The organism is Marinobacter sp. DSM 26671, from assembly GCF_900112835.1.
GTDB lineage: Bacteria > Pseudomonadota > Gammaproteobacteria > Pseudomonadales > Oleiphilaceae > Marinobacter > Marinobacter flavimaris.
Genome location: NZ_FONF01000005.1, coordinates 280,750 through 292,561, shown reverse-complemented (window position 1 = coordinate 292,561; position 11,812 = coordinate 280,750). Strand labels below are relative to the sequence as shown.

Here is an 11,812-nt window from a genome sequence, read left to right as displayed (position 1 = left end):
CGTGGTCATGGGCGGCGGCCGTCGCCACTTCCTGCCAAATGATGCCAGGTTCAACAGCCCGGATGCGCGATCCAGTGTCGAAGGCGACCGCACCGATGGCCGCAACCTGGTCACCGAGTGGCAGGCTCAGTATCCACAAGGCGTATACGTGTATGACAAGGCCGGTTTCGACAGCGTCAACGCCGCAACCACGTCCAGGTTGTTCGGCCTGTTCAACGAGTCGCACATGCAGTACGAGGCTGACCGTGGCAACGATGTTGCCGGTGAGCCGTCACTGAGTGAGATGACTGCCAAGGCCATCGACATTCTGGATAACGATCCGGACGGGTTTTTCCTGACCGTCGAAGCGGGCCGCGTTGACCACGCCCACCACGCCGGCAGTGCCAATGGCGCCTTAACCGATACCATTGAACTGGCCGAAGCCGTAAAAGTGGCCGCGGATCAAACCAACCCGGAGGATACCCTGATTATTGTCACCGCTGATCACAGCCATGTGTTCACGATGGCCGGTTATCCCAAGCGCGGCAACCCCATTCTCGGTAAGGTGGTGAGCATTGGGGCGGAGCAGCCTGAACTGGCGTCGGATGATCTGCCATACACCACCCTGGGGTATGCCAATGGCCTCGGCATGCGCGACTATGGAAGCGAGACCGATGCGGACCGTACCTATGGCGACCCCATCAACGCCGGCCGAAAGGACCTGACCAACGTTGACACCACCACGCCGGGCTTCCACCAGGAGTCATTGGTGCCACTGGGCAGCGAGACACATGCCGGTGAGGATGTGGGCATTTATGCCAGGGGGCCGGGTGCCCATCTGGTAACGGGCACCAACGAGCAGAACATGATCTATCACATAATGGATTATGCCTCGGATATCAGCGGGGCTGCCAACCTGGCTGTGCGATAAATCCCGGGATTAATAGCTAAAAACGCGCTAAACACCGCAAGCCCTGCCCACTTGGTAACAGAGTGAGTCGGGTTTGCGGTTTTTTGTTTCAGAAACCCCTTTTCCTGCCGATAAGCCAGTTACATACACTAAAGTATGAGTTATAAACTCATATCAATTTATTAGTCTCCATGATGGCCTTAAATAACAAAATATTGGTAGAAGCAACGATAAAGAAGAGGTTCCTATGGGGTTGCTGGATCGGGCTTCAATAATATTGGGGGTGGTGAGTGCTGTTGTTCTTGCGGTCATCAGTGCAGTGGTGGCGCCTTTGCTAGGCCTTGAACCGGCATCAATACTGGTTGGACTGGTGGTTGGCCTTGCAGCCGCCGCCGGCTTTCTGGTCATCCGGGTGCTGGAGCCTGCCGAACGCGGTCTCAGGGCTCTGGATAAGGGCACCCTGGCAGAAGATCATCCGCTCCGGGCCCATTGCCGGCAGCTGCTTTCCGATGCGAAAGCCGGGCGGGCTCTGGTGGAAACCCTCTCCGGAAGCGCTGACAGGAACGCTATTTCCGCCGCCCAGGTCTCCTTTGCCGCAGACCAGCTCAAGATCCGGCTGGACCGTCAGGTTGAAGAAACCGCCCAGATGGCCGATTACGCGGGCCAGATTACCGAGACCGTGCGGGAATCCTCCGAGCAGGCGACCGATGCCGCCACCATGGCTCTCCAGAATAAGCAGGTCAGTACCGAGGGGCGCGAAGCGCTGGTCTCGGCCATCGATAGTGTGCGCGCGGTACACCAGCAGTCCGGTGAGAATCTCCGGCTGATCCAGGAGCTGAACGAGAAATCCAACAAGATCCAGGGCGTGACCGCCACCATTCAGGGTATTGCCGAGCAAACCAATCTGCTTGCACTCAATGCGGCCATTGAGGCCGCCCGTGCGGGTGATCAGGGTCGCGGATTTGCCGTGGTGGCGGATGAGGTGCGTCAGCTGGCGGGCCGCACGGCCCAGGCGACCGGTGAAGTGGCGGAAACCCTCGAGGAAATACGGTCCGATACCACACTGATTGTATCCCGCATTGAAGATCTTGCCCGCAGCATTGAGGAGGGCCTGACGTCTGTGGAAAGCGTGGGTGAGCGTCTGGAACAGATCAGCGAACAATCTGATCGGGTCCAGCAGCAGGTTGCCCGGATAGCCGAAATAGATCAGAACAACGAGCAGAGTCTGGCCCAGGTGTTCTCCGCCATTGAAACGGTGCGTGACCAGATTTCCGAGAGCGATACCAGCGTTTCCTCGCTGGCGGAGCAGGCTGCTACTTTGATGGAGCTTGCGGAAAAAGCCAATGCTTCATTTGCCCTGAACAGCGAAGCCAGTTATCACCGGCCGTTCTTCGATCAGGCCAGAGCGGGCGCTGACCAGATCGGCCAGATGTTCGAGCAGGCAATCCGGGATGGCAAGCTCTCAGAAAGCGCGCTGTTCGACAAGAGCCGGACTCCCATCCCGAACACGCACCCGCCAAAGTACTCAAGCAGCTTTGACAAATTTACCGATCAATACCTGCCGACCATCCAGGAGCAGGTGAAAAACGCCCATGAGGCCATTGTCTTTGCCATAGCCGCTGCGCCTGACGGGTATGTACCGACCCACAACAGGGATTTCGCCCACGCACCGACCGGAGATCCGAAGGTGGATCTGGTCAAGAGCCGGAGCAAGCGGCTGTTCAACGACCGAACGGGCATTCGTTGTGGCACGCACACCGAGAACATGCTTTTGCAAACCTATCGCAGGGATACCGGCGAAATCATGCATGATCTCTCCGTACCTATTTATGTGAATGGCAAGCATTGGGGCGGTTTCCGCCTGGGCTACCGTCCGGACAATCACTGACCGCGGCGGGATTTTCGGCCACGGGGGCTGTGGTAGACTCCGATTAATAGATCAATAGGAGACTTGTCTTGGCTGAACCGGAGTTTATTCCTGCCGACACGGACCCCGCCTCCCGCCGAAGTGATCCGGCGCGTAACCTGGCGGTGGTGGTCTACATCCTTCAGGCGCTGTCGTTTTTCGTAGGAGGCATTACCGGTCTGGTGGGCGTGATCATCAATTACGTCAAACTGGACGACGTCCGTAATACCTGGGTGGAGCGGCACTTCCGCTGGCAGATTCGCACCTTCTGGATCGGCCTGCTCTGGACCGTGATTGGCATAGTGACCACGCCGATCATCATCGGATGGTTTATTCTCCTTGGTATTTCTATCTGGATCATCTACCGGATCGTGAAAGGGGCTCTGGCCCTGAATGACGGCAAGGCGCCCTCCTGAACGGGCGACCGTTATCAGTCTTCGGTCACTTCCTTCAGCCCCATGGCACTGAACATCCCAGCCAGCCCCATCAGGCCCAGAACGATGATGACCGCCACTTCTGAGATCATTGACACGAGGGCGGTGAGGCCGCCGGTAACAAGCAGCAGAACACCGATGACCGTGTTGCTCACCGCCGTGTAATCGGTACGCTTGTTGCCCCCTGCCATGTCCACCAGATAGGTTTTACGCCCCAGCCTGACGCCCGCATGGGCAATGCTCAGTACGAAAAACGCAATCGGGTAAAACCAGACGCTGCCGATTTCCGTCCCGATAAACAGCGCGGTGAAGCCGACGATCAGGCACACACCGCTGGCCATTGCCGCCCCACGGATCATGACTCTCCGACTGGAGGTGTCTGCAGCCCAGCCCCAGAAGCTGGCACTGAGCGAGCTGGCGAGGCTGCTGGCCAGCAGGAAAACGCCCAACATCCAGCCAATGTCGGATTCTTTCTGTGCCAGTACGACCAAATAGGGTGAAGCCAGTGCCGAGCTGAGCAGCAGGGCCCGGGTAATCACGAAGTTCCGGAACGGAACGTCATCCCGGAGCAGGGACAGGCTTCGAAATGCCTCGTTGATGGCATTTCCGCCGCCACCGGTTTCACCGTCGTATTCTTCCACTCCGGCAAACAGCAGGCCGGCGATCACCCAGAGTGCCGCGGCCAGAAGTAATAATACGGTGTAAAAGGCGAGGGTGGGGTCGCCGCGTTCCCAGAACAGCAGCGCGGTCAACACAACGGTGGCGGTGCCGCCAATGGTGGAGGCGAGCCCGCCGAGCCTTCCCCGGCGGGTTTTCGGGATGCATTTGCCCTGTACATCTTTCATGGATACGGAGCAGAATCCACGGGCGAGGGAAAATACAATAAGGGCTGCAATGATCCCGGAACCTGCGGCATACCCCTCGAAAAACCAGATGCTGGCCGCCATGGCCACAACACTGGCGGCCTGTCCGAAGCTTCCAAGAGTCCAGAACCACTTGCGAACAGGTTTGCGGCGGACCCAGGCCGCAATGACCATCTGTGGGACGAGGGAACCGGATTCCCGGATCGGCACCAGCCAGGCCACCAGCGCGGGTGCACCAATGGCGCTCATCAACCAGGCCAATACGGTTTTGGGACTGATCAGCAGGTCGCCCAGTTTGGTCAGGACGTTGCTGGCAAGAATCAGAAAGAAATTGCGCGGCACTTCGCGACAGGCGTCATCGGAGATGTCGGTACAGACCCGTGCATCCTCTTCGTTGGCAATCAGGCCATAAAGTTGTTCGATGGTGTCCTTTCTGCTCTCAGGCAAACCGCTATCCTCCGGAAAATGTGTCGAAAGGATACCAGTGTGGCGCGGTATCCTTAAGTCCGGATTACGGCAACTGCGAGCGATCAGACCAGATGGTGGTCCCAGTGAACGGATAGATCTGCGAGTTCTCTGGCGGGTTTGCCGGCGCCGAGCCGGATAAGTTTTCCCCGTCCGGAGGAAACAAGAAAATCCCCTCCGGCAAGGGTCTGGATGCCCGCGCAATCGGCGATGTGTGCGCGGCTGACCAGCTCACCGGTCTTGCCCCGAAAGATAATGGCCGTTCCACCAATCGGCGAAGCCGCAGCCACGAGGTCGTTTTCCGGATGCGCAACCACGCTGGAGATGTAGTTGGCCAACGCTGTCCGGGTATCCTCATCGAACCGGTATTCCCGCAAAGTTCCCTCTTCAAGACGTGCCAACAAAGGCGGCGTTTCGTAGAGTGGGCCCTGGTGCTGATAGGCCACATACACGCGGCCATCGCCGCTGACGCTGACATGGCGGGCGCTTTGCTGGTGGTGGGGCGGCCTGAAACGGCCAACGATTTTGCCGGAGTGACGATTCATAAGTACCAGGGCTGGATCCATGGTGTCCAGATTCAGTTTCATGCGGTCGTAATCCGGGTGAGTGAGGATGCCTCCGAGACCGATCACCAGGGTTTCGCCGTCGGGGTGCAAGGTCAGCTCATGGGGGCCGATTCCCGCCAGATCAAAGGTTTTTGTCCGCCGATAACCCTTTTCGGCATCGTAGACTGCGATGATCCCCGCGCCCTGATCGTACCGGCTGGCGGTGACGTAGAGGCGTCGGCCATCGGTCGAGAACACACCGTGACCAACAAAGTGTTCGCCCGGCTCGGCTGAAATATGGTGTTTCCGGGCACCTGTAGTGCTATCGAAAACGTAGAATGACCAACCCGGGCGGCGCTCGAAAAACAGGGTCTCTTGCTGGTGCGGTCGGTTGCAGCCGCTATGGCAGCGGGAATCGACAGGCGCCTGCCACACTATCCGGCCGTTGCGGTTGAATGCGCTGACTCCAAAACTGCCATCCGGGAACCCGACGGCGCCGGCATAGCCATCAGGTTGGACTGACGCTTTTCGGGGCAGCAGGGAACAGCCGGTCAGGCCCACGGCAACGCCACCGGCAATGGACGCCTTGAGAAGGGCTCTCCGGTTCAAAAGCATAAGATCAGGTTCCTCAGTCGCCATCGCTCGAGTTGAAGCCTCGTACTACGCCAAGTGCCACTGCCGCCTGGTCATTCACCAGCCTGGTCAACTGGGAAATATCAACGTAAAGGCTCTGCAGAGCCCGGAACTGGTCTTCTTCTTTCAAAGCCGTTGCCAGGGGTAGGTGGGCACCGGGAAAGTTCTGCTGAACCTCGTTGAATTGTTTGCGAATGCGGTCTGCCAGGTCGGACGCCCCCTTTGCTTCCAGCGAAATTTCGAGCCCTGGTAAAAAGTACCGGTTCAGGCCGTCGACAGTCGCCGCGACAGTCTGCAGGCTTTTGCCGCTGCGCCAGGCGTCCGCGATGTAAGGGTTGCGTTTGTTAATGCCGCGAAGACCCATGGGTTGGGCCAGCCTTCTTTCTTCCAGAATTTCCAGTGTTGCCATACCCGCTCGGATAGTGGTGTCGAAGTACTGCTCGGTCTCCAGATAGTGCGGTCTGAAAGCCTGCCAGCCAGCCATCAATGCGTCACTGTTGCTTTTCAAGTGTCCCGCGACGTTCGTTAGCAGCTCGCAGGTCCGGGCGACTGGGAGTGAAGTTTCCCCGGCATTGAACTCTTGGTCGAACAGCAGATATTCGATCATCGGGAAGCCTTGCACAGCGACACCGGACTGATTGATCACGCTCGGGGTGATCGGTTCGTCGTTTCCGATCAGGTAAGCCGCTTTCCGTGCAATCAGATTCTTCGGATCCGGCCAGAACTGGAACTGCCAGGAAAGGTTGTTGTTTTCGACCGGGCCGAAATCGACTAAGCGCACCTTCTGCCAGGCCAGGAAGGCATTCAGCCAGGCGGCTTCCACGTGTTCCCGGCTTCCCTCGGCTGGATTCTGGCAGTAGTCACGGGCGGATTCAGCCAGCTCTCCCGCTTCTGTGGTCAACGATTGATAGCCGGTCGCAATGCCTTCATACCACTGCTGGCGGGCCTGGATGTTGGCATCGCTTGCCCACGCCAGGGGCGAGGTTAGTGTCAGGATAGATGTGCACAGCAGTCTGGTGATCCCTTGCATGGCTGATCCTCAGAGTGAATTCAGGAAATCGATCAGAGCGGATCGATCTTCGGGCGACATCTGGCGGTATCGGTCGGCGGCCGCCTGAGCCTCGCCACCGTGCCAGAGCACGGCTTCTTCCAGAGTTCGGGCGCGGCCGTCGTGCAGGAACCCGGCTTGCGGATTCACCACTTGGGCCAGGCCAATGCCCCAGAGCGGCGGGGTTCGCCATTCATTGCCATTGGCCAGGAATTCATCGCGGCCGTCGGCCAGGGCAGGACCCATGTCGTGCAGCAACAGATCCGAATAGGGCCAGATAGTCTGATTGCTAAGGTCCGGGCGATCGGCAACCTCGCCGGTCTGATGTCTCGGCGTATGGCAGCCAGCGCAGCCACTTTCGTTGAACAGCCTTGCTCCCTGCCGGACGGATTCAGACTCAATATCTCGACGCGCGGGTATTGCCAGACTCTTGGCGTAGAAGGTCACGAAGTTGGCGACCTTGTCGCTTACTTCCGGTTCACCGCCATGGGTAAACCGCTCACAATTCTGCTCGGGCATGCAGTCGGTTTTAGGTTTCAGAGTAGAGGTCAGTCCCATATCTCCGGCGAACGCACCCATGCTTTGCTGGTGGACATCGGGCTCGGCTGCCTTCCAGCCGAATCGACCGGGCACTGTCTGTTCCGTTGCCAGATCCCAGACCTGGTTAAGCTTTCCGGAGATGCCGTTTCCGTCCGCATCATCAGTGTCTTGGAGGGCTTGCAAATCTTCGATGGGGATGGCTTCCAGCAGACCCATTCCGATCATCTGCGGTGCTACCCGGGGCGATACCAGAAGGTCCTCGGGCAGTGGCCCATAATTTGGGTTCTCAATGCGGTACACGGGCTTGCGCAGTTCCACCACCGTCCCATCCGCGAGTGTTTCCTTCACTGGCGTCCATTCGACGATCAAATCAGCCTCTGGTTTGGCTGCAGGAAGCGCGGCTGTCTGGAGCTGGCTGCCATATACTGGCGCCGGTTTAAAACCGTGTTTGCGCAGAATGTCCGCGTCCAGCTCCGGATCAGCAGGGACTGCCAGTCTCAAAAACAGGGAGACCGGCGGCTCGTCGACACCGGGTGGGTGTCCGCGACCATCCTTGATATGACATCCCTGGCAGGAGTTGGTATTGAACAGCGGGCCCAGGCCGTCACGGGCGTCAGTGCTTGCCGGGGCTTCGACCCAGGGGTTCCGGAAGAAACTGTTGCCGACACTGAAGTCCAGACGTTTGGTCATGGACAGATTGCCCTGGGGAAGCGAGTAGGCATTGGTGTCTGACTGTTGTACGGTGCCCTCACCACCAGAGGCCGGAGATGTCTGGATCGGATAGCCCTCGTGAGTCTGGGCACAAACGTGGGCGCTGGCGATCGCCAGCGCCCCGATTAAGGCAAGCGGTTTCATCATGCTCAGGACGCGTGGCCGGCATCATCGGGAGACAGGGCTTCAATGCCCAGGTCGCGCGCAGCCTGCTCAATGGAACCGGTCTGTGCGACCAGCGCCATGATAGCGCCGTTGACGATACGAGTGCCCTCGGCATTCCCGGGTGCAATCATGGTGTCAAAAGCCATGGGATTTTCGCTGCTCTCCGCGCGGGCCTTCATTAGCGCCAGGGCTTCCATGGAGGCGTCCAGCTGGTTGTTAAGACGCGCGTCCAGCTCTGGGTCGCTCTGCTGAACCAGATCAGACAGGGAAGGGCCGGTCACCAGGCTGCCATCCACGCGACGATAGGTACCCGTGTAGACGTTCTGGATACCCTGGCCGTTGTAGTAGTGCGAATTGTGGGTATTGTCGCTGAAGCAGTCGTGCTCGTCCTCATAGGAGTTGGCTTCCAGAGCAACCTTCATTCGCTCGCCGGCCAGCTCGCCCAGAGACAGTGAACCCATGCCGAACAGCATTTTCTGAACACCCTGATTGGCGTCTGCAGCGGTCAATTGCGCCCGGTAGTTGTCACTGTCGCCCGGCGCCCACTGGGCCACCATCCACTCGAGGTCGGATACCAGAAGGTCTGTTACCGCATCCAGGTATTCGCCACGACGCTCACAATTGCCATTGGTGCAATCAGCGCCCTTCGCGTAATCCGTGACCGGACGCTCACCGGCGCCGCTTTCAAAACCGTGGAGATCCTGACCCCAAAGCAGGAATTCAACCGCGTGGTAGCCGGTAGCAACGTTGGCTTCAGAGCCGCCAACTTCGTTCAGATCTGCGAGCAGTGCAGGGGAAAGAGATGCCACATTCAGTGTCTCACCACCCACATTGATCCTGTTGCTTGCGATGATGTTTGCGGTGGCACCGGCGTTGCCCAGCTCGTGCTGGTACCCGTCTGCCTTCACATAATCGATCAGGCCTTCATCAAGCGGCCAGGCGTTCAGCTGGCCTTCCCAGTCATCGACAATAGCATTGCCGAACCGGAACACTTCTGTTTGCTGATAAGGAACCCTAGCTGCCAGCCAGGCTTCTTTTGCGGTCGCCAGATTGGCTTCGGTCGGATTGGCGATCAAGCGGTCAGTTGCTTCGTCCAGCGCGCGGGCGGTGATCAGGGCATCTTCGTAGTTGGCATGAGCCAGATCGGCGTAGTGATCGACCACTGAGTCTTTGGTTGCTGGCTGATAGTCCTTGGTGGACCAGGGATGATTAGCGCAGCCTGCAGTGAGCAGAGCGGTTACTGTCAATGCCAGGGGTGCTGGACGAAACATGGACGTCATTCCTTTTCCCAAGTTCTGTTAATAGTAGTAATAATGAGAAATATTCGCGTTAAATATTATGAGTTCCGTTTTATCGAAACGCAAGCGGGAAACGGACTCGATCGATCAGGTTTGACGATTGTGCTCTTGCCCCGGGCAACCGTGATCGGGCTTAATGGCCCCGTCACCAGGGAGCTATTCTTGTATGTTGAGTTATTTGCACGCCTTCCACGCCGGCAATTTCGCCGATGTCCAGAAACATGGAGCCCTGGCACTGGTCCAGACCATGATGCGGGCGAAGGCCTCCGGTATTGCCTGTTTCGATACCCATGCCGGCAGTGCCATATACGACCTGCGAAGTGAGCGGGCCCGCAAGACTGGAGAAGCCGACCACGGAGTTCAGAGACTTTGGGGCGCCAGAGATCGGTTGCTGTCCGGGGACTGGAAGCCGTTTCTGGACGTGCTGAAAGGATTCAATGCCGGCGGTGGTGAACTGTCCGTTTACCCCGGTTCTCCTGCGTGGTTTCAGCATTTTCTACGGGATGGAGATGCGCTGACGCTGTTTGAACTGCATCCATCTGAGGGCGAGCAACTGGCGGAATGGGCTTCCGAGGCTCCGATTCGGGTGCTCAGACAGGACGGCCTGGCAGGTCTGCTAAGACAGTTGCCTCCCAGACAGCCGCGCCTGCTGACGCTGATTGATCCCTCTTACGAGGTCAAAACCGACTACATTGAAGTGGCGCAAACTTTGGGGAAAGCATGGCATAAGTGCCGTCATGGCATTTTTCTTGTCTGGTACCCGATACTGACCAGTGGCCTGCAGGAACAGTTGAAAGATGCGGTCAGGGGCACTGATGCGCGCAAGATACTCTGCAGTGAGGTGCATCTGAATAATCCGCCGGAGCGAGGTATGGTCGGATCGGGCATGCTGGTGGTAAACCCACCCTGGGGTTTTGACTCCCGGTTTGCCGCAATGATGAGCGATGTTGCCGGGTCGGACGTTTTGAATTTGTCTCACGATATTGGTTGGCTGGTTCCTGAGTAATTGAAAGGACGGCAAGCAAGGGAGCAACGAGGTTGAAGGATAAGCCAGTAAACAAGGCAGGATCCGTGTGGATGCCCGGCGGCCTGATTCCGGTTGAGCAGTGGAAAGTGCCTGAAACGTCCGTGAGACGTTCACTCAAAGATGCGTTGCGCCATGCCCTGGCCCAGATTCGGGCGGGCGTGGTTGCAGAAAAGGAAGTGTTTGAAAGCCTCGATAACCTTCCCGAACTTTCAGCCGCCCGGCTCGAATCCTTTGCACCCCGGCCAGATCCAAGCGTGCTGGCGGAAGTGCTCTCAAGGGCCCTTGAAGAGCTTGGGCTAAACCATGATTCCGGCAAGAGAGTTGCGTTACTGGTGGCTCCACCGTTCTCAGGTATTCGTTCTGCCCTTGAGTGTTTTCCCGAGCTTGAATTGCAGCAAGAGGGCGAGGCGGGCCGGTGGTCGCTGATCCTGCCACCCGAGAATCTGCTTCTTGATGAACAGGGCGCCAGGGAGTGGTGGGACACGCAGGATCTTTCCAGGCCGTGGGTGATTCCGGAACTGGCTGATTTCTGGCTGCGCCATCTGTCCGGACTGGCTCTGGTTCGGGAATTACTCCGTCGGGTTGCCGCGGGAGGCACTGCTCCTGGCGCTATTGGTTGCTCGAGCTGGTGTTGGCAATTCTGGTCCTCTTACTTCAGGGATGCGCACTTTTCGCCGATGACACCTGCGCCGATGGCAGCAGTCGAACTTGGTGAATGGTTTGAATCCCTTGCTGCCGGTGATAGTGATTACTCAATCACGGCCCGAATGGCAGACGATGGCCTATGGGTATTGCCGATGACGGAAGGAAATGACGGGAAAAAGCGCAAACACAGTGGCTTTCTCCGGGATCTCGCCTCAGTAGCAAGAGGTAATCCCGGTGTTGCGCTGGCTATATGGCGACGCGCGCTGAGAGACCGCCCTGAAGAAGAGGCGGGCACGGAGGAATCCGGCCCGGGTTCTTCAGACGGCGGTTCAGTCACCCGGGCCTGGGTTATCCCTTTTGATCAACTGGGTTTGCCAGCGGTCCCCCAGAGCCAGGGCGACAACATTGGCCTGCTATTGCACGCCCTGCTGTTGCACGATGGACTGGACGCCTCTCATCTGCAGTTGGTAACAGGGGTCGCGGAACATGAGGCAGGGTTTGTGCTGGCACGTCTGGCCCGCGCGGATCTGATTGAGCAGCAGTCATCTGGTGGTCGCTGGCAAGTCACCGCTCAGGGATACCCCTCGATTCGTCGGCATTTGCAGAGCTGGGGATTTCCGGTCGACACTTTCTAGGAGATGAG

General features: G+C 58.2%; 10 protein-coding genes. 5 read left to right on the top strand and 5 right to left on the bottom strand.

Annotated features, from left to right (window positions below):
* From BM035_RS08125 to BM035_RS08115, 3 genes are all read left to right on the top strand, one after another.
* The coding region (locus BM035_RS08125) for an alkaline phosphatase (RefSeq protein ID WP_175497364.1) at nt 1–910 on the top strand (910 nt) is incomplete at its 5' end.
* Between the two features lie 226 nt (nt 911–1,136).
* Complete coding sequence (locus BM035_RS08120; protein WP_053112751.1) at nt 1,137–2,777, top strand: methyl-accepting chemotaxis protein; 1,641 nt, start codon at nt 1,137–1,139, stop codon at nt 2,775–2,777.
* 68 nt (nt 2,778–2,845) lie between these two features.
* Nucleotides 2,846–3,211, top strand: a complete 366-nt coding sequence (locus BM035_RS08115; RefSeq protein WP_053112750.1) for a DUF4870 family protein — start codon at nt 2,846–2,848, stop codon at nt 3,209–3,211.
* A 14-nt stretch (nt 3,212–3,225) separates the two neighbouring features.
* On the opposite strand, the gene BM035_RS08110 is transcribed toward BM035_RS08115, so the two are convergent.
* The 5 genes from BM035_RS08110 to BM035_RS08090 form a co-directional block, all read right to left on the bottom strand.
* Complete coding sequence (locus BM035_RS08110) at nt 3,226–4,539, bottom strand: MFS transporter (RefSeq protein ID WP_092031052.1); 1,314 nt, start codon at nt 4,537–4,539, stop codon at nt 3,226–3,228.
* Between the two features lie 83 nt (nt 4,540–4,622).
* Complete coding sequence (locus BM035_RS08105; RefSeq protein ID WP_092031050.1) at nt 4,623–5,717, bottom strand: DUF1513 domain-containing protein; 1,095 nt, start codon at nt 5,715–5,717, stop codon at nt 4,623–4,625.
* A 13-nt stretch (nt 5,718–5,730) separates the two neighbouring features.
* Nucleotides 5,731–6,765, bottom strand: a complete 1,035-nt coding sequence (locus BM035_RS08100) for an imelysin family protein (protein ID WP_092031048.1) — start codon at nt 6,763–6,765, stop codon at nt 5,731–5,733.
* A 9-nt stretch (nt 6,766–6,774) separates the two neighbouring features.
* A complete protein-coding gene (locus BM035_RS08095) occupies nt 6,775–8,181 on the bottom strand; it encodes a di-heme oxidoreductase family protein (RefSeq protein ID WP_053112746.1) in 1,407 nt (468 codons plus the stop codon).
* 2 nt (nt 8,182–8,183) lie between these two features.
* Nucleotides 8,184–9,470, bottom strand: a complete 1,287-nt coding sequence (locus BM035_RS08090) for an imelysin family protein (RefSeq protein WP_092031047.1) — start codon at nt 9,468–9,470, stop codon at nt 8,184–8,186.
* 193 nt (nt 9,471–9,663) lie between these two features.
* Between BM035_RS08090 and BM035_RS08085 the strand changes: the two genes are divergently transcribed.
* Nucleotides 9,664–10,503: a 23S rRNA (adenine(2030)-N(6))-methyltransferase RlmJ gene (locus BM035_RS08085; protein WP_092031045.1), complete on the top strand. Its 840-nt coding sequence runs from the start codon at nt 9,664–9,666 to the stop codon at nt 10,501–10,503.
* A 32-nt stretch (nt 10,504–10,535) separates the two neighbouring features.
* Nucleotides 10,536–11,804 (top strand): hypothetical protein, encoded by a 1,269-nt coding sequence (locus BM035_RS08080; protein ID WP_241956150.1) that lies wholly within the window; start codon nt 10,536–10,538, stop codon nt 11,802–11,804.
* Nucleotides 11,805–11,812: the final 8 nt, after the last annotated feature.

Coding starts and splice junctions, on each gene's coding strand:
- BM035_RS08120 (WP_053112751.1), top strand. CDS start 1,137: ATGGGGTTGCTGGATCGGGCTTCAATAATATTGGGGGTGGTGAGTGCT.
- BM035_RS08105 (WP_092031050.1), bottom strand. CDS start 5,717: ATGCTTTTGAACCGGAGAGCCCTTCTCAAGGCGTCCATTGCCGGTGGC.
- BM035_RS08100 (WP_092031048.1), bottom strand. CDS start 6,765: ATGCAAGGGATCACCAGACTGCTGTGCACATCTATCCTGACACTAACC.
- BM035_RS08095 (WP_053112746.1), bottom strand. CDS start 8,181: ATGATGAAACCGCTTGCCTTAATCGGGGCGCTGGCGATCGCCAGCGCC.
- BM035_RS08090 (WP_092031047.1), bottom strand. CDS start 9,470: ATGTTTCGTCCAGCACCCCTGGCATTGACAGTAACCGCTCTGCTCACT.
- BM035_RS08085 (WP_092031045.1), top strand. CDS start 9,664: ATGTTGAGTTATTTGCACGCCTTCCACGCCGGCAATTTCGCCGATGTC.